Origin of the sequence: Aeromonas australiensis, from assembly GCF_000819725.1 — a bacterium.
Taxonomy (GTDB): Bacteria; Pseudomonadota; Gammaproteobacteria; order Enterobacterales; family Aeromonadaceae; genus Aeromonas; species Aeromonas australiensis.
The window spans coordinates 19,046-45,352 of the sequence record NZ_CDDH01000074.1 but is presented as its reverse complement, the minus strand read 5'-3'; the positions used below and the strand labels follow the sequence as shown (position 1 = coordinate 45,352).

Sequence of the window (26,307 nt, the reverse complement as noted above, 5' to 3'; positions counted from 1 at the left end):
ATATGCCGATTGTCTGATTACAATAAATAGGACTATAAACATCAAAAATCGGACATATGGCCTTTATTCTTCCCGATCACCCTTTTGACCCCGACCAGCTGACGGGCAGCGTGATCGGCATTGCCTCTGCCCTCGGCTGGCACGACTCGGGCCTGCATCAGCATCAGCGCCACCAGCTGCTGTTCGCCCAATCCGGCTGCATGACCATGGAGTTGGCAGGTCGGGTCTGCCTGCTGCCGCCCACCCGCGCCGCCTGGCTACCAGCGGGCACTGCCCACCGGGTACTGATGCGTGGTGTGGTGGCCTACCGCTCCCTCTACTTCCAGCCGCACCCCGAGTTGCCCGGCACGCTGGAAGTGTTGGCGGTCAATCCGCTACTGCACGAACTGATCGAACGGATGGCGCTCTGGCCGTGGGACAAACCGCAAGAGCAGCAGCAACGGACGATAGCACTGTTTATGGAAGAGTTGGGACTGGCGCCGCGGGAGTCGTGGCAGTTACCGCTACCGAGCGATCCCAGACTGGGCGACTGGCTACAGCAGTTGAAGCGGGGGGATGCCCTGCCCGATCGGCTCAATCGGCTGGCCGAACGGGTGGGTGCCAGTGACAAGACCATTGGCCGCATCTTTATGCGGGAGACCGGCATGAGCTATCAGGCCTGGCGTCAGCAATGGCGGCTGTTGCGCGCCATGGAGCTGCTGGCAGAAAGCGAGTCCATCAGCCGGATTGCCGCTGCGCTGGAGTTCTCCAGCGACAGCGCCTTCATCAGCTTCTTCAAACAACATACGGGACAGACTCCCCTGCGCTACCTCAGCTCTCGGGGTTAGTCGCATCGGCTGAACTCACCTCCACGACCTGAGTATCCAATACCAGCGGCTTGAGGTTGTGCAGCGCATCCTGTATCACGGCATGGGATGCCTGCTGCAGCTCGCTCTGCACATACTGCTCCAGCTGAACACTCTCCAGCTCGGGCCGCGGGTTCTCGTTGGCCATCACGTTCAGGCTCAGGGCACTCACAATCAGGGTAGCGATCAGGCTTTTCATCTGGCTTGCTCCGGTATGGTTGGGATGACCAGATAGCTATTCCAATAGTTGTGCCAATCCTCACGCAATTCATAACATGATGATTTTGTTTAAATTAACTATCTTTCGATAGCAAATTGAGTCGCAAAACGCATTCCGCTCGGTCATTTTTAAACCAACAGTTGGTGCTTTTAACCACCCTTGATTTTTGCACCATGTTCCACGTGGAACGTCACATCTTTTTGATCGACACCCGCTTTTAAACTGAGCTATGGTGCTACATCTTCGTAACTGACTCTGGATCTGTCACCGAATGGAATTTTCCTTGTTCGGCGAGAAGTTCACTCGCCACGCCGGTATTACCCAACTCATGGATGACCTCAATCAGGGGCTGACCAATCCGGACGCCATCATGCTGGGTGGCGGCAATCCGGCCCCGATCCCCGCCATGCTGGAGCGCTTTCAGGCCGAGGCCAAGAGCCTGCTCGACAACGGCGAGCTGGTCAAAGCGATGGCCAACTACGACGGCCCGCAAGGCAAAGACAGGTTCACCAAAGCGCTGGCCGCCCTGCTCAGCAAGGAGCTGGGATGGAATATCTCGGCTCGCAATATCGCCCTGACCAACGGCAGCCAGAATGCCTTCTTCTACCTGTTCAACCTGCTGGCGGGCGAATTTGCTGATGGCCGCAAGAAGAAGGTGCTGTTCCCGCTCGCCCCCGAATACATCGGCTATGCCGACTCGGCGCTGGCCGACGACTACTTCGTGGCCTACAAGCCCACCATCGAGAAGCTGCCCGATGGCCAGTTCAAATACCATGTGGATTTCGAGAGCCTGCAGGTGGGCGACGATATCGGGGTGATCTGCGTCTCCCGCCCGACCAACCCCACCGGCAACGTGCTGACCGACGAAGAGATCGAACACCTCGATCAGATCGCCCGCGACAAGGGGATTCCGCTGCTGATCGACAACGCCTACGGCGTCCCCTTCCCGGGTATCATCTTCAGCGAAGCCAAGCCATTCTGGAATGCCAACACCATCCTCTGCATGAGCCTCTCCAAGCTCGGCTTGCCGGGCACCCGCTGCGGCATCGTCATCGCCGACGAGAAGATCATTCAGGCCATCACCAACCTGAGCGGCATCATCAATCTGGCGCCGGGCAGCCTGGGCCCCGCTATCACCATCCCGATGATCGAGAGCGGCGACATAATCGCCCTCAGCGAACAAGTGGTGAAGCCCTTCTATCAGCAGAAGGCGGAGCTAGCGGTGCAGCTGCTGCGCGAAGCGATCCCCGACCCACGCTTCCATATCCACAAGCCGGAAGGCGCCCTCTTCCTCTGGCTCTGGTTTGAAGGCTTGCCGATCCACTGTCAGGAGCTTTACGAGCGACTGAAGGCGAATAATCTGCTGATCGTGCCGGGTCACTACTTCTTCCCCGGTATCGATGACCCCGAGTGGCGCCACAGCCAGGAGTGCATCCGCCTCAACTACTCCCAGAGCGAGGAGCTGGTGCGTCGCGGCATCGCCATTCTGGCCGACGAGATAAACGCCCTCTACGCCAGCTAATCCAATTTGACGATGCACAAACAGAGAGGCCTGCAAATGCAGGCCTCTCTTGTTTATCGCGATCCGGTTTGCTTAGCCAGGCAGCGCCAGTTGCTCGGGTTTACCGATGGGGATGGCACGGGGCTTGAGAGCCTCCGGCAGTTCGCGGGCCAGGTCGATGGTCAACAGACCATGCTCCAGCTTGGCACCCTGCACTTCCACGTGCTGGCTCAGCTTGAAGGCGAGCTCGAAGTCACGCTCGGCAATCCCCTGATGGAGGAACTGACGCTCACCGGCCGCAGCCCCTTTGCGCCCCTTCACCTTGAGGGTGCCGTTTTCGGTCTCCAGCTCCAGCTCTTCGCGCTCGAAGCCAGCCACGGCGACCGTGATGCGATAGCCATCCTGATCGCGCTTTTCAATGTTGTACGGGGGGTAAGCGGCGGTCTTCTGATCGAACAGAGCTTCCAGCTCACGGGCCATCCGCTCGAAGCCGACAGCATTGGAATAAAGATGAGAAAAATCGAGGTTACGCATAATCCTATCCTTCTAATAAGCAACAGGTTCAACTCTCCGCAGGCCCGTTATCGGCACCCGGGAAATTTTAAAATTTCAGTGAATTCAAGCTATCAGCCGTTGATCTCGATCTTGCGGGGCTTCATCGCCTCGGGCACTTCACGCACCAGCTCGATGTGCAGCAAGCCGTTTTTCAGATCGGCCCCTTTCACCCGCACATAGTCGGCCAGCTGGAAGCGGCGCTCGAAACCACGTTCGGCGATCCCCTGATAGAGATAGTTGCGCCCGGTGTCGGCCTGCTTGTTGCCCTTCACCGTCAACAGATTTTCCTGGAAGCTCAGCTCCAGCTCTTCCTGGGTAAAGCCCGCCACCGCCATGCTGATACGGTAGTCGCTGTCACCCAGTTGCTCGATGTTGTAGGGGGGATAACCGGCATTGCCATTGCTGGCCGCAGATTCGATGAGATTGGCCAGACGATCGAAACCGATGGCAGAACGATAAAGCGGAGAAAAGTCGATAGAACGCATAGTATTACCCTCTTTTGAGCGATAACGAATTGTTTGCCCTCCTGATGGACGGGCGCCTGGTCGAAACCTCTGTCGAGCGTTCCGGCCTTGTTACCTATATAGGGGCTCACTTTTTCCTTTCAAGGGGCTTGTTCGAAAAATCTTCAAGTTGACTGTTGGCCAGCTTTATCCATATTTGCCTTTCTCCCTCGGCCACAAACATGGCACCCTGACCGGACATCTGGAGGATCCACATCATGTCCCGTTCCGAACGCCTGCTGGCCCTGCTCCAGCTGCTGCGCGGCCACCGCTACGCCATCACTGGCACAGAACTGGCCAGCAAGCTTGGCATCAGCCTGCGCACCCTCTATCGGGATATCGCCACCCTGCAGGCACAAGGTGCCCATATCGAGGGCGAACCGGGGATCGGCTATGTGCTGCGTCCCGGCTTCATGCTGCCGCCACTGATGTTCAGCGAAGAGGAGCTGGATGCGCTGGTGCTGGGGTCGCGCTGGGTCGTCGCCCACGGTGACGGAGCCTTGAGTGCATCGGCCAGCAGTGCGCTGGCCAAGATAGAAGCCGTGCTGCCCGCCGACTATCGCCAGCAGCTCCAGAGCAATGCCCTGCTGATCGGCACCTCCCGCAGCGACAGCCTCACCGATGAAGCCCCGCTGCGCAGCGCCATCCGCCAGCAACGCAAGGTGACCTTGAGTTATCGTGACCTCAAGGATGAGGCCTCTGAGCGCACCGTCTGGCCCTTTGCCCTCGGCTACTTCGAACAGGTGCGGGTACTGGTGGCCTGGTGCGAACTGCGTCAGGGTTTTCGCCACTTTCGGGTCGATCGCATCACCCGGATGCAGCCGCAAGATTGCCGCTATCCAAAAAGCCGCGAGAGCCTGCTGAAGGAGTGGCGCACCACCCAGCAGATCCCGCAACCGAAATTCATTGCTGACAGGAACTGACAGCTGGTAACGCCATGCTGAGGGTGTCGGCGCCGATGCGCCATCTCACCAGCAAGGAGCATCACCATGTTGTCAGTCTCAGTCCCACCGTTCACTATTCTTTATGTCTCTAATACGGCTCGCAGTACCCTCTTCTATCAGGATCTACTTGGTCGACCGCCGGTAGAACAGTCCACCACCTTTGCCATGTTCGTGTTCGAATCGGGCGCCAAACTGGCACTCTGGTCTAGCGCCACAGTCGAGCCCGCAGTGACCCAAACAGCCGGAGCGATGGAGCTGGCCTTCTCCCTCCCTGATGATGAAGCCGTCGATCGCCTGTCTGCCGAATGGCTTGCGCGCGGGCTCACCCTGATCCAGGCGCCGACCAAGATGGAGTTTGGCTACACCTGCATGGCCCTCGATCCGGATGGCCATCGCCTGCGACTCTACTGCCTAGCACCAGAACTGGGCTGAGTTAGAACCATCAACACCAAGCGTTTCATGTTTCACGTGGAACGTGGCCAGAAAAACAAAAAGCCGCTCACAGGGAGCGGCTTTTTTACTGTCTGACTGCGTCGATTAGACGTCGAGGTTGGCTACGCGCAGGGCGTTGGTCTCGATAAAGTCGCGACGGGGCTCAACGGCATCACCCATCAGGGTGGAGAAGAGCTGGTCGGCACCGACGGCATCGTCGATGGTGACGCGCAGCATGCGGCGGGCTTCCGGATCCATGGTGGTTTCCCACAACTGGTCCGGGTTCATCTCACCCAGCCCTTTATAGCGCTGGATGTAGATGCCGCGTTTGCCTTCGCCCATCAACCACTCGACGGCTTCCACGAAGCTGGCGACCGGTTTGACCTTCTCGCCGCGCTTGATGTAACCGCCCTCCTCGATCAGGTTGGCGATCTCCTTGCCCAGCGAGACCAGCTGACGGTACTCGGAGGATTGCAGGAAGTCGTAGCTGAGCGGATATTCCCGGTCGACCCCGTGCTGACGTACCACGGCGTGCGGCACAAACAGGCTGCGCTCTTCGTCACGACGAACCTGGATCTGGTACTGGATACCCTGGTTGCTCTCGTTGAGCACGGCTTCCATACCCTGACACCAGGCCAGCAGATCGCTCTCGCTGTTCAGCAGCGCTTCGTTCAACTCCGGCTGATAGATCAGCTGGGTCAGCACGGCTTCCGGCGCACGACGAGACATGCGGGTGATCAGGTGAGTCACCGAGCGGTGCTGGTTGACCAGACGCTCCAGTGCCTCGCCACCGATGGCCGGGGCAGATTCGTTGACGTGCAGGGTCGCACCATCCAGCGCCATGGCGGTCTGGTACTGCAGCAGCGCGTCTTCGTCTTTCAGGTACTGCTCCTGCTTGCCCTTCTTCACTTTGTAGAGCGGCGGCTGGGCGATATAGACGTAGCCACGTTCGATGATTTCCGGCATCTGACGATAGAAGAAGGTCAGCAGCAGGGTTCGGATGTGCGCACCATCGACGTCCGCATCGGTCATGATGATGATGTTGTGATAACGCAGCTTGTCCGGGTTGTACTCGTCACGACCGATACCGCAGCCCAGTGCGGTGATCAGAGTGCCCACCTCTTGCGAGGAGATCATCTTGTCGAAACGGGCCTTCTCCACGTTCAGGATTTTACCCTTGAGCGGCAGGATAGCCTGGTTCTTACGGTTGCGACCCTGCTTGGCGGAACCACCCGCAGAGTCACCCTCCACTATGTAGAGTTCGGAGAGCGCCGGGTCTTTTTCCTGACAGTCAGCCAGCTTGCCGGGCAGACCGGCGATATCCAGCGCGCCTTTGCGGCGAGTCAGTTCACGGGCCTTGCGGGCCGCTTCACGGGCACGGGCCGCATCGATGATCTTGTTGACCACGATCTTGGCATCGCCCGGGTTCTCCAGCAGGAAGTCAGCCAGCTTCTCACCCATCGCCTGTTCAACTGCAGTCTTCACTTCGGAAGAGACCAGCTTGTCCTTGGTCTGGGAGGAGAATTTGGGATCCGGCACCTTGACGGAGATAACGGCAATCAGACCTTCACGTACGTCGTCGCCACTGGCGGCAGACTTGGCCTTCTTGCTGTAGTCCTCTTTGTCCATATAGGAGTTCAGAGTACGGGTCAGCGCGGTACGGAAACCAACGAGGTGAGTACCGCCATCCCGCTGCGGGATGTTGTTGGTGAAGCAGTAGACCCCTTCCTGATAGGCGTCGTTCCACTGCATGGCCACTTCAACGCCAATACCATCCTGCTCGGTGGTGAAATGGAACACCTTCGGGTGGATCGGGGTTTTGTTCTGGTTCAGGTATTCAACGAATGCCTTGATGCCACCCTCGTAGCAGAAATGCGCCTCGCGGCCATCACGCTCATCCATCAGACGGATAGAGACACCGGAGTTGAGGAAGGAGAGCTCGCGCAGACGCTTGGCCAGGATCTCGTAGTGGAACAGGGTATCGCTGAAGATGGCCGGGCTCGGCCAGAAGCGGACCTCGGTGCCGGTGGTGGTGGCATCGCCAATCTGCTTGAGCGGTGCCTGCGGCTCACCCAGATGATAGGTCTGCTCGTAGACGTGGCCGTTACGACGAATGGTCAGCAACAACTTGTCAGAGAGGGCGTTAACAACAGAGACACCCACGCCATGCAGGCCACCGGATACCTTGTAGGAGTTGTCATCAAACTTACCGCCAGCGTGCAGCACGGTCATGATGACCTCTGCGGCGGAGCGGCCCTCCTCCTCGTGCATGTCTACCGGGATACCCCGGCCATTGTCACGCACAGAGACAGAACCGTCGGAATGGATCTTGACCAGAATATCGGAGCAGTAGCCAGCGAGCGCCTCGTCAATGGAGTTATCGACGACCTCGAACACCATGTGGTGCAGACCCGAGCCATCATCCGTATCGCCGATATACATCCCCGGGCGCTTGCGGACCGCATCCAGGCCCTTCAGCACCTTGATATTCGAGGAGTCGTAAGTATTTTCACTCATAGCTTACTCTCTGCCTTCTCTAACGTTTCGGAGATTTTACCCTGTTCCACGTGGAACAACTTGCAGTCATTCGCATCCATCATGTCTGCGAGCTGACCGGTGTCGATGGCAGTGATAAACACCTGGGACGCACACTGCTTCAGCCTTGCGGCCAGCAAGCGGCGCTTCTCGACATCCAGTTCAGAGGCAAAATCGTCAATTAAAAAAATACAGCCACGGCTGCTATGTTGATTCAAATAGAGCCCTTGGGCCAGTCGCATGGCGCAGACCAGCAACTTCAGCTGACCCCGGGACAAAATATCCTGAGCGGGTACCCCGTTCGCCTTGAGGCGCACATCGGCTTTCTGTGGACCGACACCGGTATAGCCCAGCGCCCGATCCCGCTCAAACCCCGCCTCCAGCAGATCGCCGAGGGGAGTGTCTTTCTCCCAGCCCCGGTAAAAGCCGAGACTGATATCGAATTCCGGCAGAAAATCCGCCGTCATCTCCTTGATCAGGGGCGTAATGGCCTGACAATAACTGGCGCGAAACTCGGCCAACTCACCACCCAGCCGCACCAGCTCCTGATCCCAGAACGCCAGCTGGCGGTACTGGGTGCTCTGGCGCAACAGCGCATTGCGCTGTTTCAGCAGCCGCCGCACTCGCCCCCAGAGGGCAAAGAAGGTCGGCTCCTGATGGAAAACGCCCCAATCGAGCCAGGCGCGGCGAGCCTGAGGCCCGCCCGTCAGCAGGTTGAAGCCATCTGGATGGATCAGCTGCACCGGCAACAGCTCCGCCAAATCGGCCAGCCGCTGGGCCTGCGCCCCGGCAATCTTGAGCTGGGTCTCGCCACTCTTCTCTTTGGCAAGACCGATCGGTACCTGACGCCCCTCCAGTTCGCACTGGGCAAACAGGGTAAAAGCCCTCTCCCCCTGGCGGATGACCCGCCCGGTCAAATGAGTGCGAAAGGAGCGCCCCAGACCAAGGTAGTGAATGGCTTCCAGCACGCTGGTCTTGCCGCTGCCATTGCACCCGACCAGAATGTTGAGGCCGGGCGACAGCTTGAGACTGGCTTGCTGGATATTGCGAAAGTCGCTGAGCTGGAGTTTGACCAGGGACACGACTAGATCCGCATCGGCATCACCACGTACTGAGCATCCTGATGTTCAAAATCCTCAATAATGGCACTGCTGATGGAATCGCTCAGGCTAATCCGAATTTGGTCACATTTTAACGTATTCAGCACGTCGAGCACATAAGAGACGTTAAAGCCGATCTCCATCTCGCCAGCGGCATATTGTACGTCAAGCAGCTCTTCGGCTTCTTCCTGTTCCGGGTTGTTGGCGGTGATGCGCAGCAGGTTTTCCTGCAGATTGAGACGCACCCCACGGAATTTCTCGTTGGAGAGGATGGCGGCGCGGGCAAACGCCTGACGCAGATCCTCACGGCCGGCGATGAGCGCCTTGTCGCTGTTGCGCGGAATGACGCGGCGCCAGTCCGGGAAGCGGCCATCCACCAGCTTGGAGGTGAAGATGAAGCCGTCCAGCGCAGCACGCAGGTTGCTGCGACCGATCTGCAGCCGTACCGGCTTGTCTTCCGCTTCCAGCAGACGCACCAGCTCCAGTACCCCTTTGCGCGGCAGGATAACCTGATGATCGGGCAGCGATTCCCCTACTACCTCGCGGCGGCAGGTAGCCAGACGGTGACCGTCGGTCGCCACGGTGCGCAGACCGTGACCTTCGCTCTCGAACAGCATGCCGTTCAGGTAGTAACGCACGTCCTGGCTGGCCATAGAGAACTGGGTCGCATCGATCAGCTTCTTCAGCTCCAGCTGGCTGATATCGAACTCGAGCACGGATTCCCAATCCTCGATGTTCGGATACTCGGTTGCCGGCAGGGTCGAGAGGTTGAAGCGGGAACGACCGGAGCGGATGATCAGGCGCTCACCTTCGGTATTGAGACGGATCTCGGCGCCTTCCGGCAGACCACGGCAGATATCCAGCAGCTTGCGCGCCGGTACTGTGGTGCGGCCATCTTCGCTGGCCCCGTTCAGATAGACCTGACCGATCATCTCTACTTCGAGATCGGTACCGGTCAGTGACAGCAGACCGTTGCTGACATCAAGCAGCACGTTGCCGAGGATCGGCAGGGTCGGTCGGCCGCCGAGGGCGCCGGACACCAGTTGCAGAGGACGTAACAGGGCCTCACGGCTAATTTCGAGCTGCATCTGTGCTCTCCGTTGTGATTAGGAGGAAAAGATTCGGATCAGGTTGGAATATTCGCGCTGCATCTGTCCACTCGATTCCGTTATCAGGAAGAAAGGGTACGGATCAGGTTGGAATAGTCCTCCTTGATGTCGTGACTCTCCTCCTTCAGCTGCTCAATCTTGCGGCAGGCATGAAGAACGGTAGTGTGGTCACGGCCACCAAAGGCATCACCTATCTCCGGCAAACTGTGGTTGGTCAGCTCCTTGGCCAGTGCCATCGCCAGCTGGCGAGGACGGGCAACGGAGCGGGAACGACGCTTGGAGAGCAGATCCGCCAGCTTGATCTTGTAGTACTCCGCCACCGTCTTCTGGATATTGTCGATGGTGACCAGCTTCTCCTGCAGTGCCAACAGGTCGCGCAGCGCTTCGCGCACGAAATCGATGTTGATGGCACGACCGGTGAAGTTGGCGTTGGCGATAACCCGGTTGAGGGCGCCTTCCAGTTCACGGACGTTGGATCGCAGACGTTTGGCGATGAAGAAGGCCACTTCGTCCGGCAGATGGATCTGGTTCTCGTCTGCCTTGCGCATCAGGATCGCGACGCGGGTCTCCAGCTCCGGCGGTTCGATCGCCACGGTCAGGCCCCAGCCGAAGCGGGACTTGAGGCGATCCTCGACACCGTTGATCTCCTTCGGATAGCGATCCGAGGTGAGGATGATCTGCTGGTTACCTTCCAGCAAGGCATTGAAGGTATGGAAGAACTCCTCCTGGGAGCGCTCCTTGTTGGCGAAGAACTGGATGTCATCGATGAGCAGGGCATCGACGCTGCGGTAGTAACGCTTGAACTCTTCAATGGCGTTGTTTTGCAGCGCTTTCACCATGTCCTGAACAAACCGCTCGGAGTGCATATAGATGACTTTGGCATCTTTTTTACTCTCCTTGATGGCATTGCCAACGGCGTGCAGCAGGTGGGTTTTACCCAGGCCGGTGCCGCCATAGAGGAACAGCGGGTTGTAAGCACCACCCGGATTGTCCGCTACCTGACGGGCAGCCGCACGCGCCAACTGGTTGGACTTACCCTCGACGAAATTCTCGAAGGTATAGTTCACGTTGGTGTTGCTCTTGTGGTTCGGCTCGGGCTTGGTTTCAGCCTTGCTTTCCCAGCTCTTCTGCAAGTTATTCACAGGCGCGGCACCCTGTGCTGGCGCTCTGCTTGCAGCAACGGTAACCGGGTGGGGACGATTGCCGATATCAAAACGCAGGGCGGGGCCGTCAACCCCGCAGAGTTCGTTGATGATGCCGTTCACCCGAATGAGGTACTTGTCCCGTACCCAATCCAGAACGAAGCGATTCGGGGCATACAGGGTCAGAGTATTGTCACTCAACTCCGCTTGAAGCGGCCGGATCCACATGCTGAATTCTGCCGAGGGCAATTCATCTTGCAGCCGGTTAAGGCACTGCTGCCATAGCGAAGCAGTCACTCTAAACTCCTGTCGATTGATTAACTAAAGACCGGCTATTCTACGTTTTTAGCCGCCGGATCTCCAGCCATCGCCTGGTGGATCCAGCAAATAAGATCCTTGACTTTCAAGGATCCAGCGCCTTTGGATCGGATTTCATCCCCAAAGTTACCCACAGCTTGATCCACCGTCCGGATGGGGCGATCCCGTGCTTCTCTCCTGTTATTTCATATAACCAAATGTCATTTATTTTTTAAATTTTATTCCCATAACATCCGGGCCAAAGCAGTTATTACAACTACAAATACAAGACATTGAGAGAGAGAAACACCATGAAAACATCCATCAAACTGATTTCCGGCGCAGCCATCCTGCTCGCCACCCTGTCCGGTCAGGCTATCGCCCAGGAGACCATCAAGGTCGGCATGTCTGGCAAATATTTCCCGTTCACCTTCGTCAAGCAGGACAAGCTGCAAGGCTTTGAAGTAGATATGTGGAACCAGATCGGCGAGCGTACCGGCTACAAGGTCGAATTCGTGACCGCCAGCTTCTCCGGCCTGTTTGGCATGCTGGAAACCGGCCGCATCGACACCATCTCCAACCAGATCACCATCACCGACGAGCGCAAGGCGAAGTACGACTTCTCCCAGCCTTACGTCTATGACGGCGCACAGATCGTAGTGCGCAAGGGCAACAGCACCATCCACGGCATCAAGGATCTGGAAGGCAAGAAGGTTGCCGTGAACCTGGGTTCCAACTTCGAAGAGCTGCTGCGCAAGAATGACCCGAACAAGAAGATCGATATCCGCACCTATGACTCCGCCTTCGAGCAGGATGTCGCCCTGGGTCGCATCGACGCCTTCGTGATGGATCGTGTCTCTACCGCCCAGCTGATCAAAGAGTCCAAGCTGCCGCTGCAACAGGCTGGTGCACCGTTCGAGACCATCGAGAACGCCCTGCCCTTCCTGAAGACCCCGGAGAAACAGGCGGTGCTGCAGAAGGTCGACGAGGCCCTGACCGCCATGCGCAAGGATGGCTCCCTGCGTCAGATCTCCGAGAAATGGTTCGCTTCCGACATCACCGACAAATAAATTATGGAATTTGACCTCGAATACACGCTTGGGCTGTTTCCCATCCTGCTCAAATATCTGGGCACCACGATGGAGATGGCCCTGTGGGGATTCGTGCTGGCACTCGTACTCTCGCTGGCCCTGGCGATAGTACGGGTGTTTCGCGTCCCCGCGATTCACTGGCTGGCCATGCTCTATATCTCGTTCTTTCGGGGTACACCGCTACTCGTTCAGCTGTTCCTGCTCTACTACGGACTGCCGCAGCTGTTCCCAATCTTCGTGGGGATGGATGCCTTTACTGCCGCCATCGTCGGTCTGACCCTGCACTTCGCCGCCTATATGGCCGAGTCGATCCGCGCAGCCATCCTCGGCATTCACAAAAGCCAGATGGAAGCGGCGCTCAGTATCGGCATGAGCCGTTATCAGGCGATGCAGCGGATCATCCTGCCGCAGGCGGCCCGTATCGCCACTCCGTCGCTGATGAACTACTTCATCGACATGATCAAGAGCACCTCGCTGGCCTTCACCCTGGGAGTGGCCGAGATCATGGGCAAAGCGCAGATGGAAGCCTCCTCCTCCTTCAAGTTCTTCGAGAGCTTTATGGCGGTGGCGCTGATCTATTGGGTAGTGGTGATCTTCTTTACCCGCTTGCAGCATCTGCTGGAAATTCGTCTCAACCGTGCCTATTAGGGGTTTGCCATGACAAAGCAACTGACCCGCTTGCAATGCACGCCAGAAGTCCGTTTTAACACTACGCCTATTAAAGGAGGGCGTTCATGATCAAGCTAACCGGCCTCTCCAAGGCATATCACGGCAATCAGGTACTCAACGGCATCGATCTGGAGGTCAAAAAGGGGGAAATTGTCGTCATCATCGGCCCCTCCGGCACCGGAAAATCGACCCTGTTGCGCTGCCTGAACCTGCTGGAGACACCGGATGCGGGCACTCTGGCCATCGACGATCTCGAGCTGAATCTGGCCAAGGCCAGCGAACAGCAGGCGATCGAGCTGCGCAAGCGGGCCTCCTTCGTGTTCCAGAACTACGCCCTGTTTGCCAACAAGACGGCGCTCGACAACATCGCCGAAGGGCTGATCACCGTCTGGAAGCAACCAAAAGCCGAGGCCCGCGCCACAGCGCTCGGCATCCTCAAGGACATTGGTCTTGCCGACAAGCGGGATGCCTATCCGGCGTCGCTCTCCGGCGGCCAGCAGCAGCGGATCGGCATTGGCCGCGCCATGGCCGCCCACTCCAAGGTGATCCTGTTCGACGAACCCACCTCGGCCCTCGATCCCGAGTGGGTCGATGAAGTACTCGGGTTGATGAAAAAGCTGGCTCGCCAACACCAGACCATGGTGGTGGTGACCCATGAGATTGAATTTGCCCGTGATGTTGCCGATCGGGTGATCTTCATGGAAGGGGGCCGGATCGTCGAGCAGGGCCCACCAGATCAGATATTGGTCGATCCCAAGGATCCCCGTACCCGGGAGTTCTTGCGTAAAGTCCTTAAATAGCTCTCTCTTTGGCGGCCTGGCCGCCTTTTTTATTGAGGGATCCCTTGTTTAACCCCGGGTTGCCAGTATAATCCGGAGCCCTTGATCCTCTGGATCCTCACACTCGGCAGTGGCCTGTTCAAGACCATGGCAGGATGAGAGGGAACGGCGGATTGACTAAAAGCCGAACTCTGTTTAGAATTCGGCCTCTTTTGCTAGTCGTCACACGCTATAGCTGGCGCGTCGGCTAAGTGTGACAATCAAAACTGTACAGAAATACGGAATCGAATCATGAAACGTACTTTTCAACCGTCCAACCTGAAGCGCAAGCGCTCTCACGGTTTCCGCGCCCGCATGGCAACTGCCAACGGTCGTAAAGTTCTGGCCGCTCGTCGTGCCAAGGGTCGTGCCCGCCTGGTAGTCTAATGCCTACCCAGCACACCTTCTCTCGGGAGTTACGTCTGTTAACTCCCGAACACTTCAAACGCGTTTTCGCCGAGCCTGTCCGGGCCGCCTCTCCGCAGATCACTCTTCTCGCCTCTCCCAATTCGCTCGAACATCCTCGTCTTGGTCTCGCTGTGCCCAAAAAAGCACTCAAGCGTGCCGTTTGGCGTAACCGTGTCAAGCGGGTGGTTCGGGAAAGTTTCCGCCTCAAACAACATCAGCTGCCCGCTATCGACATCGTGGTGATCGCCAAGGCCGGTGTGAAAGAGATGGATAACGAGGAACTGTTCAAGTTACTGGAAAAGCTATGGCGCACCCTGTCACGCCGTTGCAATGGGTAGCTATCAAACTGATACGCCTGTATCAGCTAATCATTAGCCCCCTGCTGGGGCCGCGCTGCCGTTTTACTCCAACTTGTTCCCAATTTGCGATAGAAGCCATCCGACTTCACGGTTTCATAAAAGGCGTTTGGTTAGCCAGCAAACGTCTATTAAAATGCCATCCCTTATCCGAGGGTGGTTATGACCCGGTTCCGCAACCAAAGCGAAGAAACTGAAAACTATGGAATCACAACGCAATCTACTCCTGATCGGTTTGCTGTTCGTGAGCTTTTTGCTCTGGCAACAGTGGGAGTCCGACAAGGCTCCGAAGCCGGCCCCGACGACCGTGGCCCAAGCCGAACATTTCGTACCTGAAGCCGGTCAATCCGGTGATATTCCTCAGGTTTCCGAGCAAGCCAATGCGACTGCCGCACGCAAGCTGATTACCGTCTCCTCCGACGTGCTGAAGCTGACCCTGGATACCCAGGGTGGTGACATCGTCTCTGCCGAACTGCTGTCTCACAAACTGGAAGAGGGCAAGGACCAACCGTTCGTGCTGCTGACCAGCAAGCCTGAGCACCTCTATATCGCCCAGAGCGGTCTGGTGGGTCGCAACGGTCCGGACAGTCAGGCCGAAGGTCGTCCTACCTATGAAGCCGCCCAGACCAGCTATCAGCTGGCCGATGGTCAGGATCAAGTCGTCGTTCCGATGACCTGGACCGACAGCAAGGGCGTTGTCTTCACCAAGGAGTTCATCCTCAAGCGTGGTGACTATGCTGTTGGCGTCGACTACAAGATCGACAACAAATCTGCCGAGCCGGTTCAGGTGCAGTTCTATGGTCAGCTGAAGCAGACCGTAGCCACACCGAAGGATCAGGAAGGTCATGCCATGGTAGCCAGCGCTTACCGTGGTGGTGCCTTCTCCACTGAAGATACCCGCTACAAGAAGTACACCTTCGATGATATGAAGGATGCCGACCTGAACAAGACCACCCAGGGTGGTTGGGTCGCTATGCTGCAGCACTACTTCGTCTCTGCGTGGGCTCCGAATGAAGGCGACACCAACAGTTTCTACAGCCGCGTGCTCCCGGGTAAAGGCCAGGCCATCATCGGTTACAAAGCGCCCTTGGTTGATGTCGCTGCCGGCCAACAGGCCGAAGTAACCAGCAAGCTGTGGGTCGGTCCCAAACTGCAAGACCAGATGGCCAAGGTGGCAAACCACCTCGATCTGACCGTCGACTACGGCTGGCTGTGGTTCATCGCCCAACCGCTGCACTGGCTGCTGACCGTGTTCCACGGTTTCGTCCAGAACTGGGGTCTGGCCATCATCATGCTGACCCTGCTGGTGCGCGGCATCATGTTCCCGCTGACCAAGGCCCAGTACACCTCCATGGCCAAGATGCGCATGCTGCAACCCAAGATTGCAGCCCTGCGCGAGCGCTTCGGCGATGACCGCCAGAAGATGTCTCAGGGCATGATGGAGCTGTACAAGAAAGAGAAGGTCAACCCGCTGGGTGGCTGCCTGCCGATCCTGGTTCAGATGCCGATCTTCATCGCTCTCTACTGGGCACTGATGGAATCCGTTGAGCTGCGTCACGCACCGTTCACCCTGTGGATCACCGACTTGTCAGTGAAGGACCCCTTCTTCGTACTGCCAATCCTGATGGGTGCCTCCATGTGGTACCTGCAGAAGATGAGCCCGAACACCATTACCGATCCGATGCAGCAGAAAGTGATGCAGTTCATGCCTATCATCTTCACTTTCATGTTCCTCTGGTTCCCGGCTGGTCTGACTCTCTACTGGCTGGTGAGTAACGTTATCTCCATCATCCAGCAGACCATTATCTATCGTCAGCTGGAGAAGAAAGGGCTGCATTCACGCACCTGATCTTCCCCCTGATAACAAAAGAGGCGGCCTTCGGGCCGCCTTTTTTATTACAATGTCCCCACTACGTTTTCCTATCAGCGAACAAACGAGCCAAGCAAGATGACAACAGATACGATCGTGGCCCAGGCCACCGCCCCAGGCCGTGGTGGCGTCGGCATAGTCCGGGTCTCCGGCCCCGCCGCCGAACAGGTCGCCGGGATAGTGCTCGGCAAGCTCCCGCGGGTGCGCTACGCCGAATATCTGCCGTTCAAGGATGAGCAAGGCCAGGTACTGGATCAGGGCATCGCCCTGCTGTTCAAAGCCCCCAACAGCTTCACCGGCGAGGATGTGCTGGAGCTGCAGGGCCACGGCGGTCCCGTCATCATGGACATGCTGATCCGCCGCATTCTGAAAATCGATGGCATTCGCCCTGCCCGCCCCGGCGAGTTCAGCGAGCGCGCCTTCATCAACGACAAGCTGGATCTGGCCCAGGCCGAAGCCATCGCGGACCTTATCGAAGCCTCCAGCGAGCAGGCCGCCCGCAGCGCCATGCACTCCCTGCAGGGGCAGTTCTCCAGCAAAATCCAGCAACTGGTGGAGAGCCTGATCCGGCTGCGCATCTATGTGGAAGCGGCCATCGACTTCCCGGACGAGGAGATCGACTTCCTCTCCGACGGCAAGGTGGCGGGGGATCTCTACGCCATCATGTCCGAGCTGGACGACGTGCGCGGGGAAGCCAAACAGGGCGCCCTGCTGCGGGAAGGGATGAAGGTGGTGATCGCCGGTCGCCCCAACGCCGGCAAATCGAGCCTGCTCAATGCCCTGGCGGGCCGCGAGTCGGCCATCGTCACCGAGATTGCTGGCACCACCCGCGACGTATTGCGCGAGCATATCCATCTCGATGGCATGCCGCTGCACATCATCGACACCGCCGGTCTGCGCGACACCCAGGACAAGGTGGAACAGATCGGTATCGAACGCGCCTGGGCCGAGATAGAACAGGCCGATCGGGTGCTGTTTATGGTGGATGGCACCACCACAGACGCGGTTGACCCGCGGGAGATCTGGCCAGAATTTGTTGATCGGTTGCCAAAAAACATCGGCCTCACCGTCATTCGCAACAAAGCCGACCTGACCGGCGAGGATCTGGCTCCGAGCCAGGAGCAGGGCCATGCCGTCTACCGCATCTCCGCCAAGACCGAGCTGGGGCTGCCCGCCCTGCGCGAGCACCTGAAAGCCTGCATGGGCTTCCAGGGCAACACCGAAGGGGGCTTTATGGCCCGCCGCCGTCATCTGGATGCGCTGGAGCGCGCCGCCGAGCGGCTGCTGGTGGCCAAGGAGCAGCTGGAAGTGTTCGTGGCTGGCGAACTGGTAGCCGAAGAGCTGCGCCTGGCGCAGGAGTCCCTCTCCGAGATCACCGGTGAATTCAGCTCAGACGATCTGCTGGGCCGCATCTTCTCCAGCTTCTGCATCGGCAAGTAACTCTCCGCACAGCAGACAACAAAAAGCCCGGGTTCATCCCGGGCTTTTTTGTCCATTCTTCATCCACAAACCTATAAGCAGCGAAGACACCACATGAAGTAAGCGCCTCCTAACAAGGTGGATAGCAACCCAACCGGCACTTCTTCGAAGTGAAATCCACAGCATAGGATTAACCAGGCAATCCCACTTTGCTCGGCCAATCCGGGTTTTCGATAGCAACCGGGCAACTTATATCACCACAGAGAAAAGCCAAAACGTGGCTATAACAACTTCATAGTTACTCATATGAGCACCAAAACACGACCTGACCAGCCCATGATCTCACACAAGGGATATCATTCGATACGGAGATATCAGCAAAGGAGAGCCCCGAAGCAGAGAGGAGATCAACGGGATGGATCCGGCGGCATTATCTGACTGGATCCATTATCCCCAAGCTTTATCCATATTTATCCACACCCTTTGGCGGTAGAATCCTGCTTTCCATTTCTTTGTCTGAAATCAGGATCCATTCAATGGCCAAACTCAATCTCGTCGTCGGTTCCATGCTGGGCGCCGCCGAATATGTCGCAGACCACGTTGCCACCCTGCTGGAACAGGCTGGCCACCAGACCCGGATCCACAACCCGGCCAAGCTGGCAGAGGTGCTGGATGATGCGGGATCCATCCTGCTGGTGGTCACCTCGACCCACGGCGCCGGTGATGTGCCCGACAACCTGCAGCCCTTCGCCAAGGATCTTGCCGAGCAGCATCCGGATCTTAATTCATTGAAATATGGCGTGATCGCCCTTGGCGACAGCAGTTATGACACCTTTTGCCAGGGTGGCAAGACGCTGGATCGGCTGCTGGCCGAGTGTGGTGCCAGCCGGATCGGCGAGCGACTCGATATAGATGTGACCCAACACGAGATCCCCGAAGATGCCGCCGAAGTGTGGATCCGCGACTGGATGACAATGATCGCCTGATCAGCGTGCGGGAGATCCTGAAAAAAAGCTTGATCTCCCCACTTATCCCCAGATCAACTATCCACCATGTTATTAACAGATTGATCCGGGGGGAGTTGTTCTACAAGGTTACCCACAACGCCCAGGTAGATTGTGCATAACTACGGTGTAAAGCTCTGTAAAACCTATAGTTATCCATGTATTAGATCCAGACTGACAGACCTCTGTGTATAAATCACCTGGTTATCCCCTCGTTCACCAGGCCAGGATCCAAGCTTTTCCACAAGCTAGGATCGTCCTTAAATTAATGATCTTTATGATCAAAAAGTGCTTATCAACAGAAAGGGCGGATCCTAATAAGAGATCCAATAAAAGATCGATCTAAAGATCCTTAAGATCTAATTAGTGGATCCTCCCTTCATACTGAACGTTAAGTAGACGTTCCCCTCAGGACGTGAAACAGATAGAATGTTCCGCCCTTTAGCCCAGGCAAATAAAGATCTTCAGGCGTGCAGATCAAGGTGATCCCAATGCAATACCATGAACAATTTGATGTGATCGTCGTCGGTGGCGGTCATGCCGGAACCGAAGCAGCAACAGCGGCAGCCCGTATGGGCATGAATACCCTGTTGCTGACCCACAATATCGATACGCTGGGACACATGTCCTGTAATCCGGCGATCGGCGGGATCGGCAAGGGACACCTGGTCAAGGAAGTTGACGCTCTTGGCGGGATCATGGCGCGTGCCATTGATCTTGGCGGGATCCAGTTCCGCACCCTCAACTCCTCCAAGGGCCCGGCGGTGCGAGCCACCCGTGCCCAGGCAGATCGCCTGCTCTACAAGGCTGTCGTTCGTCAGATGCTGGAGAACTACCCGAACCTGAAGATCTTCCAGCAAGCCTGTGACGATCTGATCATGGACGGGGATCGTGTTGCCGGCGTGGTCACCCAGAGCGGGATCCGCATCAGCGGCAAGACAGTGGTGCTGACGGTCGGTACCTTCCTGAACGGTTTGATCCATATCGGGATGGAAAATTACAAGGGCGGCCGTGCCGGGGATCCTCCCTCGATCGCCCTGGCTCAGCGCCTGCGTGAACTGCCGCTGCGCATCGATCGTCTCAAGACCGGTACGCCGCCGCGCATCGATGCCCGCAGCGTTGATTTCTCCGTGATGCAGGCCCAGCATGGTGACGATCCGCGTCCGGTCTTCTCGTTTATCGGCGATGCCAGCCAGCATCCTCGTCAGGTGCCCTGCTACGTCACCCACACCAACGAGCGTACCCATGATGTGATCCGCAATAACCTGGATCGCAGCCCCATGTACGCCGGGGTGATTGAGGGGATCGGCCCGCGCTACTGCCCGTCGATCGAAGACAAGATCACTCGTTTCGCCGACAAGACGGCGCACCAGATCTTCGTCGAGCCGGAAGGCCTGACCACCCACGAACTCTATCCGAACGGGATCTCCACCAGCCTGCCGTTTGATGTGCAGGTGCAGATCGTCCGTTCTGTACGCGGCTTCGAAAATGCCCACATCACCCGCCCCGGCTATGCCATCGAATATGATTTCTTCGATCCGCGGGATCTCAAGGCCAACATGGAGAGCAAGTGCATTCCAAACCTGTTCTTCGCTGGCCAGATCAACGGGACGACCGGTTACGAAGAAGCGGCGGCACAAGGACTGATGGCCGGCCTGAACGCGGCCCTGCGTGCCCAGGACAAGGATCCCTGGAACCCGCGCCGGGATCAGGCCTACATGGGCGTGATGATGGACGATCTCTCCACCCTGGGGACCCGCGAGCCTTACCGCATGTTCACCAGCCGCGCCGAATACCGCTTGCTGCTGCGGGAAGACAACGCCGATATCCGCCTGACTGCCATCGGCCGTGAGCTGGGTCTGGTGGATGACGAGCGCTGGAGCAAATTCAACGCCAAGATGGAACAGGTCGAGCTGGAGCGTCAGCGCATGCGTTCAACCTGGATCCACCCGCAACATCCGTCACTGGAGGCAGTCAACGCCCTAGTCAACACCCCGCTGACCCGCGAACAGAGTCTGGAAGAGCTGCTGCGTCGCCCCGAGGTGACCTATGATGCGCTGATGGCCATCGAAGGTGTCGGCCCTTCCGTGACTGATCCTGCCGCGGCGGAACAGGTTGAGATCCAGATCAAGTACGCCGGTTACATCGAGCGTCAGCACGATGAAGTGGAGAAGCAGCTGCGCAACGAGAACACCCTGCTGCCGCTGGATCTGGACTATCGCGAGGTGAACGGCCTCTCCAACGAGGTGAAAGCCAAGCTGAACGATGCCAAGCCGCAGACCATTGGTCAGGCTTCTCGCATCTCCGGCATCACCCCGGCGGCCATCTCCATCCTGCTGGTTCACCTGAAAAAACACGGCCTGCTGCGTAAAACCGCCTGAGGAATCCCATGTTGCAAAGATTGAACGGCCTGCTCAAGCAGGCCGAAATTGTTATCACCGATACCCAAAAGAGCCAACTGGTGCAGTTGGTCGAGTTGCTGCACAAGTGGAACAAGGCTTACAATCTCACCTCGGTGCGAGATCCGGACGCCATGCTGGTCAAGCATATCCTCGATAGCCTGGTGGTAAGCCCCCACTTGCATGGTGAGCGCTTCATCGATGTGGGGACAGGTCCCGGCCTGCCGGGATTGCCACTGGCGATCATCAATCCGGACAAGCAGTTTGTGCTGCTCGACAGTCTGGGCAAGCGGATTAACTTCATTCGTCAGGTGATCCAGGAGCTGGGCCTGACCAATGTGACGCCGGTCAAATCCCGGGTTGAAGAGTATCAACCTGAGGTGGGGTTTGATGGTGTACTGAGTCGGGCATTTGCCTCGCTGGAGGACATGCTGAGCTGGTGTCACCACCTGCCGTCAGAACAGGGTTGCTTCCTGGCACTCAAGGGACAATATCCCGAGCAGGAGCTGGCCCAGTTGCCTGCCAATATCCGTCTGGTAGCCTGTCATGAGTTGCGGGTGCCGGAGCTGGAAGGCGAACGTCATCTGCTGGAATTCAAACATATCCAGCCCGAATAGGGGCGCAGTTTCATTTAGGGGATCGTGTGGGAAAAGTCATCGCCATAGCCAACCAGAAGGGTGGGGTGGGTAAAACCACCACTTGTGTGAACCTGGCCGCCTCCATGGCTGCCACCCGGCGCAAGGTGCTGGTGATCGATCTGGATCCGCAGGGCAATGCCACCATGGGTAGTGGTGTCGACAAGTATGACGTCGAGCGCACTGCCTATGAGCTGCTGATCGAGGATGCCCCCATCAGTGAAGTGATCATCCCCGAAACCTCAGGGGGCTATCACCTGATCGCCGCCAACGCCGACGTGACCGCGGCCGAAATCCGTCTGATGGAATTTTTCGCCCGCGAAATTCGCCTGCGCAATGCGCTGGCCTCGGTGCGGGACAAATACGACTACGTCTTCATCGACTGCCCGCCCTCTCTCAACATGCTGACTGTAAACGCCATGGCCGCCGCCGACTCTGTGCTGGTGCCCATGCAGTGCGAATACTACGCGCTGGAGGGGCTCACCGCCCTGGTTGACACCATCAGCAAGCTGGCCGCCGTGGTCAATCCGGAGCTCAAGATCGAAGGGGTGCTGCGCACCATGTTCGATCATCGCAACCGGCTGGCCAATGATGTGTCCGATCAGCTAAAACAGCACTTTGGCGACAAAGTCTACCGCACCATCATTCCCCGCAACGTTAGACTGGCTGAGGCCCCGAGTTTCGGTGCCCCGGCCATGCACTATGACAAATCATCGGTGGGCGCCAAGGCCTACCTGGCTCTGGCTGGCGAGATCCTGCGCCGCCAGGAGCAGGAGCGTCAGGCGACCATCGCAGACCGAGAGAGCATATGACTCCGAAAAAACGTGGACTGGGCAAGGGGCTGGATGCCCTGCTCAGTACCAGCACGGCTGCCCGCCAGAAACAGGTGATGAGCGATCAACGTACTGAAGAGGCCATGCTTCCAGCCCATCAGACCGAGCTGCGCAAGCTGCCGGTGGAGTGGTTGCAGTCCGGCAAGTACCAGCCCCGCAAGGATATGTCCCAGGATGCACTGGAAGAGCTTGCCAATTCCATCCGCGCCCAGGGGGTGATCCAGCCCATCGTGGTACGCCCTCTCGGCGAACAATCCTTCGAAATCATTGCTGGTGAGCGGCGCTGGCGCGCATCCCAGCTGGCGCGTCTCGAAGTGGTGCCCTGCATCGTCAAGGATGTGCCCGACGAGGCAGCCGTCGCCATCGCGCTGATTGAGAATATTCAGCGGGAAGACCTCAATGTCATCGAAGAGGCGGTCGCTTTACAAAGACTGCTGACCGAATTCGAACTCACCCACCAGCAGGTGGCCGAGGCGGTGGGCAAGTCCCGCACCACGGTGACTAACCTGCTGCGTCTCAATCAGCTCAACGACGACGTGAAGCGTTTCGTCGAGCATGGCGACCTCGACATGGGCCATGCCCGTGCCCTGCTGGCCCTGAGCGGCCAGGCCCAGTCCGAACTGGCCAAGCTGGTTGCCCAGAAAGGGTTGACTGTGCGCGATACCGAGAAGCTGGTGCAAAAAGCGCTCGAACCGGCAAGAGAGAGGGTCGAACAGGTCCGCGATCCGCAGTTCGGCTACCTGGAGCGCCAACTGGCAGAAAAAATTGGCAATCAGGTGCAACTTCAGCCTGGCAAGCGGGATAGCGGGAAGTTAGTAATAAGTTACGAGAATTTGTCAGATTTGGACCGTATATTGGGCTATTTTGGCGTGTCAGAATCGTGATTTTTACGCTTTTTGTAGTAATAAAACATCCATTACTTTTGATATGTACAGAACCTGAATTTAGCGCCGAAGGCCGCAAAAATTAAGGATTTTTGTCATATTGCAATAGCCGCCTTCAAGGGTATAATTTGACCGGCTTTAAGAGCTGTTGAATCGTTGATATCAATGTTCGATTTTTACAGTTCTGTAATGTTCAGGGGGAGTATGGTGTATCGAAGAGAAGCCTGGAAAGGATTGACTCTTGCCTTGGCTATCTTGGGTTGCCAGCTGCTTCTGATCCTGGCTGTGAGCTCAGCATGGGTTTACCTGAAAGGAGTTCCGGCCGGATATTCTTCCCTCTATGGGGGAGGGATATATCTGATTCCACAACTGCTGTTCAGTCTTTTTGCTCTGAATAGACAACTTGGCCCCGGGAGTGCGGGTTGGGTGTTGTGGGATTTTTATGTTGGCGCAGGGATTAAGCTGGTAAGTACAGTCGCACTTTTTGTGGTTGTTCTCACGAACGTGGAGTTGGAGCATCTTCCGCTCTATGTCACTTATGCACTTTCCTTGTGTTTCCAATGGGTCATTACGATCGTTCTCAATAACCGCTACTAGGAAAACTCATGGCTGCAACCGGAGAAGCCCTGACTACTCAGGGATACATCTCCCACCACCTGCACCATCTGCAAGTGGGTTCGGGGTTCTGGGCGGTAAATATCGACTCCATGATATTTTCCGTTGTCCTCGGCGCTCTGTTTATCTGGATATTCCGTAAAGTTGCCGCTACGGCGACCAGCGGTGTGCCAGGCAAACTGCAGTGTTTTGTAGAAATGGTTGTCGAGTTTGTGGATGACACCGTCAAGGGTATCTTCCACGGTAAGGACCGGCTGATTGCTCCGCTGGCTCTGACCGTGTTCATCTGGGTTTTCCTGATGAACCTGATGGATCTTATCCCGGTTGACTACCTGCCCTACACAGCACAAGTGCTGGGCATCCCCTACTTGCGAGTAGTTCCTTCCGCCGATGTTAACATCACCATGTCCATGGCCTTGGGTGTCTTCGCCTTGATCATTATTTACAGTATCAAGATGAAAGGTGTCTCGGGTTTTGCGAAAGAGTTGACTCTCAATCCTTTCAATCACTGGGCACTGATACCTGTTAACCTCGCGCTGGAGTTGGTTACCCTGCTCTCCAAGCCCATCTCTTTGGGTTTGCGACTGTTTGGTAACATGTATGCCGGTGAACTGGTGTTTATCCTGATCGCTGGTCTGCTACCGTGGTGGTCCCAATGGCTGCTTAGCGTGCCTTGGGCGCTGTTCCACGTTCTGGTAATTACTCTGCAAGCCTTTATCTTCATGGTGTTGACCATCGTCTATTTGTCGATGGCCAGTGAAGACCATTAATCCTGTTACGTTTACTCGCTCTAGTTTGGAGATTATAAAGATGGAAATGATTTACTTCGCCGCTGCAATCATGCTGGGTATGGCCGCTGTCGGTGCCGCTATCGGTATCTCTCTGCTGGGTGGCAAGTTCCTGGAAGGTGCTGCTCGCCAGCCTGACCTGATGCCTATCCTGCGTACCAACTTCTTCATCGTAATGGGTCTGGTTGATGCTATCCCGATGATCGTGGTTGGTATGGCTCTGTACCTGATCTTCGGTGTTGCAGCCTGATAAGTGATGCGGTTGTTGTCACTTTCTTTTTAAATTTCACATAGAGAGGTCTTGGTTGTGAGTATCAACGCCACCCTCCTTGGCCAGACAATTGCTTTCATTATTTTTGTCTGGTGCTGCATGAAGTTTGTATGGCCGCCGCTGATGGCAGCCATCGAAGCTCGTCAGAAAACTATTGCTGACGGCCTCTCTTCTGCCGAACGTGCCAAGAAAGATCTGGATTTGGCCAAGGCCAACGCCACCGATCAGCTGAAAGAAGCCAAGCAGCAGGCTGCTGAAATCATTGAACAGGCTAACAAACGTAAAGCTCAGATCATTGATGAAGCTGCCGCTGGTGCCCAGTCTGAGCGGGAAAAAATCCTGGCTCAGGGACGTGCCGAGATCGAAGCTGAACGTCATCGCGCCAAAGAAGAACTGCGTAAGCAGGTTGCTGCTCTTGCCATCGCGGGTGCAGAGAAGATCCTGGCGCGTCAAATCGACCAGGCTGCCAACAGCGACATCGTCGACAAACTGGTAGCAGAACTGTAACGGGAACGGGGCTATGTCTGAACTGACTACAATCGCTCGCCCCTACGCCAAGGCTGCTTTCGAGTTTGCCGTTGAGCACAAGGCGGTTGACCAGTGGCTGGGGATGCTCGATTTTGCTGCCCAAGTGGCAGAGAACGAGACGATTCGTGAACTGGTAAACGGCTCCATGGCTGCTGAAGAGCTTGCAAAATTGTTTGTGAGTGTCTGCGGCGAGCAGCTCGACGAGCATGGCCAGAACCTGATCCGGGTGATGGCCGAGAATGGTCGCTTGGGTGTGCTGCCGGCGGTCGTTGCTGAATTTGTCGCGTTCAAGGCTGAACTGGATAAAGAAGTTCAGGCTGACGTGATTTCGGCGATCGAACTGACCGACCAGCAGAAAGCCAATATTCAGGCTTCTCTGGAACAACGTCTCGCGCGCAAAGTGAAGCTGAATTGCAGCATCGATGCGTCCTTGATGGCCGGGGTGCTCATCAAGGCCGGTGATCTGGTAATCGACGGCACAGTCCGCGGTAAGCTGGATCGCATGGCTGACGCGCTGCAATCTTGATTGGGGTATT

At 57.0% G+C, this 26,307-nt stretch carries 29 protein-coding genes; 22 read left to right on the top strand and 7 right to left on the bottom strand.

Translation table 11 applies throughout. From position 1 onward, the window contains the following. The first annotated feature begins 56 nt into the window (after window positions 1–56). Window positions 57–827, top strand: coding sequence for an AraC family transcriptional regulator (locus tag BN1117_RS13710; RefSeq protein WP_040098233.1), 771 nt, complete (start codon window positions 57–59; stop codon window positions 825–827). Here BN1117_RS13710 and BN1117_RS13705 read toward each other — a convergent pair. Beyond that, entirely contained in the window at window positions 811–1,044 is a 234-nt protein-coding gene (locus tag BN1117_RS13705) for a hypothetical protein (protein WP_040098231.1), read from the bottom strand. The genes BN1117_RS13710 and BN1117_RS13705 overlap by 17 nt on opposite strands. Window positions 1,045–1,336: 292 nt before the next feature. Between BN1117_RS13705 and BN1117_RS13700 the strand changes: the two genes are divergently transcribed. Then, window positions 1,337–2,587, top strand: coding sequence for a valine--pyruvate transaminase (locus BN1117_RS13700; protein WP_040098229.1), 1,251 nt, complete (start codon window positions 1,337–1,339; stop codon window positions 2,585–2,587). Window positions 2,588–2,659: 72 nt separating this feature from the next. Here the strand turns inward: BN1117_RS13700 and BN1117_RS13695 are convergent, their stop codons facing one another. Together BN1117_RS13695 and BN1117_RS13690 are read right to left on the bottom strand one after the other, a co-directional pair. Continuing rightward, window positions 2,660–3,100, bottom strand: coding sequence for an Hsp20 family protein (locus BN1117_RS13695; RefSeq protein ID WP_040098227.1), 441 nt, complete (start codon window positions 3,098–3,100; stop codon window positions 2,660–2,662). A 92-nt stretch (window positions 3,101–3,192) separates the two neighbouring features. Then, a complete protein-coding gene (locus BN1117_RS13690; RefSeq protein WP_040098225.1) occupies window positions 3,193–3,606 on the bottom strand; it encodes an Hsp20 family protein in 414 nt (137 codons plus the stop codon). Window positions 3,607–3,842: 236 nt separating this feature from the next. Between BN1117_RS13690 and BN1117_RS13685 the strand changes: the two genes are divergently transcribed. Further along, complete coding sequence (locus BN1117_RS13685; protein ID WP_040098223.1) at window positions 3,843–4,547, top strand: helix-turn-helix transcriptional regulator; 705 nt, start codon at window positions 3,843–3,845, stop codon at window positions 4,545–4,547. 66 nt (window positions 4,548–4,613) lie between these two features. Continuing rightward, window positions 4,614–5,000 (top strand): VOC family protein, encoded by a 387-nt coding sequence (locus BN1117_RS13680; RefSeq protein WP_040098221.1) that lies wholly within the window; start codon window positions 4,614–4,616, stop codon window positions 4,998–5,000. Between the two features lie 105 nt (window positions 5,001–5,105). Here the strand turns inward: BN1117_RS13680 and gyrB are convergent, their stop codons facing one another. From gyrB to dnaA, 4 genes are all read right to left on the bottom strand, one after another. Then, a complete protein-coding gene (gene gyrB, locus BN1117_RS13675) occupies window positions 5,106–7,517 on the bottom strand; it encodes a DNA topoisomerase (ATP-hydrolyzing) subunit B (protein ID WP_040098220.1) in 2,412 nt (803 codons plus the stop codon). After that, the gene (recF, locus tag BN1117_RS13670) at window positions 7,514–8,617 is read right to left on the bottom strand and encodes a DNA replication/repair protein RecF (protein WP_040098218.1); all 1,104 of its coding nucleotides are present in this window, start codon (window positions 8,615–8,617) and stop codon (window positions 7,514–7,516) included. Before recF ends, gyrB begins: the two co-directional genes overlap by 4 nt. 2 nt (window positions 8,618–8,619) lie before the next feature. Further along, on the bottom strand, window positions 8,620–9,723 hold the full coding sequence (dnaN, locus tag BN1117_RS13665; RefSeq protein ID WP_005339306.1) for a DNA polymerase III subunit beta: 1,104 nt from the start codon (window positions 9,721–9,723) through the stop codon (window positions 8,620–8,622). A gap of 83 nt (window positions 9,724–9,806) precedes the next feature. Beyond that, window positions 9,807–11,183, bottom strand: coding sequence for a chromosomal replication initiator protein DnaA (gene dnaA / locus BN1117_RS13660; RefSeq protein ID WP_040098215.1), 1,377 nt, complete (start codon window positions 11,181–11,183; stop codon window positions 9,807–9,809). 311 nt (window positions 11,184–11,494) lie between these two features. Between dnaA and BN1117_RS13655 the strand changes: the two genes are divergently transcribed. The 18 genes from BN1117_RS13655 (at window position 11,495) to atpH (ending at window position 26,297) form a co-directional block, all read left to right on the top strand. Beyond that, window positions 11,495–12,253 carry an amino acid ABC transporter substrate-binding protein gene (locus BN1117_RS13655; protein WP_040098213.1) on the top strand — a complete coding sequence of 253 codons (759 nt, stop codon included), beginning with the start codon at window positions 11,495–11,497 and terminating at the stop codon, window positions 12,251–12,253. A gap of 3 nt (window positions 12,254–12,256) precedes the next feature. Beyond that, on the top strand, window positions 12,257–12,922 hold the full coding sequence (locus BN1117_RS13650) for an amino acid ABC transporter permease (RefSeq protein ID WP_005342317.1): 666 nt from the start codon (window positions 12,257–12,259) through the stop codon (window positions 12,920–12,922). A gap of 86 nt (window positions 12,923–13,008) precedes the next feature. Beyond that, the gene (locus BN1117_RS13645; protein ID WP_040098211.1) at window positions 13,009–13,743 is read left to right on the top strand and encodes an amino acid ABC transporter ATP-binding protein; all 735 of its coding nucleotides are present in this window, start codon (window positions 13,009–13,011) and stop codon (window positions 13,741–13,743) included. Between the two features lie 270 nt (window positions 13,744–14,013). Then, entirely contained in the window at window positions 14,014–14,148 is a 135-nt protein-coding gene (rpmH, locus tag BN1117_RS13640) for a 50S ribosomal protein L34 (RefSeq protein WP_005307156.1), read from the top strand. Beyond that, a complete protein-coding gene (gene rnpA / locus BN1117_RS13635; protein WP_005342318.1) occupies window positions 14,148–14,507 on the top strand; it encodes a ribonuclease P protein component in 360 nt (119 codons plus the stop codon). Before rpmH ends, rnpA begins: the two co-directional genes overlap by 1 nt. After that, window positions 14,474–14,722: a membrane protein insertion efficiency factor YidD gene (gene yidD, locus BN1117_RS19120; protein ID WP_075116235.1), complete on the top strand. Its 249-nt coding sequence runs from the start codon at window positions 14,474–14,476 to the stop codon at window positions 14,720–14,722. The genes rnpA and yidD overlap by 34 nt, the downstream gene beginning before the upstream one ends. 5 nt (window positions 14,723–14,727) lie before the next feature. After that, on the top strand, window positions 14,728–16,374 hold the full coding sequence (yidC, locus tag BN1117_RS13630) for a membrane protein insertase YidC (RefSeq protein WP_040098209.1): 1,647 nt from the start codon (window positions 14,728–14,730) through the stop codon (window positions 16,372–16,374). A gap of 99 nt (window positions 16,375–16,473) precedes the next feature. Next, complete coding sequence (mnmE, locus tag BN1117_RS13625; protein WP_019445516.1) at window positions 16,474–17,835, top strand: tRNA uridine-5-carboxymethylaminomethyl(34) synthesis GTPase MnmE; 1,362 nt, start codon at window positions 16,474–16,476, stop codon at window positions 17,833–17,835. Between the two features lie 515 nt (window positions 17,836–18,350). Further along, window positions 18,351–18,800, top strand: coding sequence for an FMN-binding protein MioC (gene mioC / locus BN1117_RS13620; protein ID WP_040098207.1), 450 nt, complete (start codon window positions 18,351–18,353; stop codon window positions 18,798–18,800). Between the two features lie 509 nt (window positions 18,801–19,309). Continuing rightward, window positions 19,310–21,199, top strand: a complete 1,890-nt coding sequence (gene mnmG, locus BN1117_RS13615) for a tRNA uridine-5-carboxymethylaminomethyl(34) synthesis enzyme MnmG (protein WP_040098306.1) — start codon at window positions 19,310–19,312, stop codon at window positions 21,197–21,199. A gap of 8 nt (window positions 21,200–21,207) precedes the next feature. Then, window positions 21,208–21,834 (top strand): 16S rRNA (guanine(527)-N(7))-methyltransferase RsmG, encoded by a 627-nt coding sequence (rsmG, locus tag BN1117_RS13610; RefSeq protein ID WP_040098205.1) that lies wholly within the window; start codon window positions 21,208–21,210, stop codon window positions 21,832–21,834. 26 nt (window positions 21,835–21,860) lie between these two features. Next, window positions 21,861–22,664 (top strand): ParA family protein, encoded by an 804-nt coding sequence (locus BN1117_RS13605; RefSeq protein ID WP_040098203.1) that lies wholly within the window; start codon window positions 21,861–21,863, stop codon window positions 22,662–22,664. Next, window positions 22,661–23,569 carry a ParB/RepB/Spo0J family partition protein gene (locus tag BN1117_RS13600; protein WP_040098201.1) on the top strand — a complete coding sequence of 303 codons (909 nt, stop codon included), beginning with the start codon at window positions 22,661–22,663 and terminating at the stop codon, window positions 23,567–23,569. Before BN1117_RS13605 ends, BN1117_RS13600 begins: the two co-directional genes overlap by 4 nt. 165 nt (window positions 23,570–23,734) lie before the next feature. After that, entirely contained in the window at window positions 23,735–24,166 is a 432-nt protein-coding gene (locus BN1117_RS13595; protein ID WP_223920157.1) for an ATP synthase subunit I, read from the top strand. Window positions 24,167–24,174: 8 nt separating this feature from the next. Then, a complete protein-coding gene (atpB, locus tag BN1117_RS13590; RefSeq protein ID WP_040098199.1) occupies window positions 24,175–24,954 on the top strand; it encodes a F0F1 ATP synthase subunit A in 780 nt (259 codons plus the stop codon). Window positions 24,955–24,994: 40 nt separating this feature from the next. Continuing rightward, a complete protein-coding gene (gene atpE / locus BN1117_RS13585; protein ID WP_370881544.1) occupies window positions 24,995–25,222 on the top strand; it encodes a F0F1 ATP synthase subunit C in 228 nt (75 codons plus the stop codon). A gap of 57 nt (window positions 25,223–25,279) precedes the next feature. Continuing rightward, a complete protein-coding gene (atpF, locus tag BN1117_RS13580; RefSeq protein WP_040098302.1) occupies window positions 25,280–25,750 on the top strand; it encodes a F0F1 ATP synthase subunit B in 471 nt (156 codons plus the stop codon). 13 nt (window positions 25,751–25,763) lie between these two features. Then, a complete protein-coding gene (gene atpH, locus BN1117_RS13575) occupies window positions 25,764–26,297 on the top strand; it encodes a F0F1 ATP synthase subunit delta (protein WP_040098195.1) in 534 nt (177 codons plus the stop codon). Window positions 26,298–26,307: the final 10 nt, after the last annotated feature.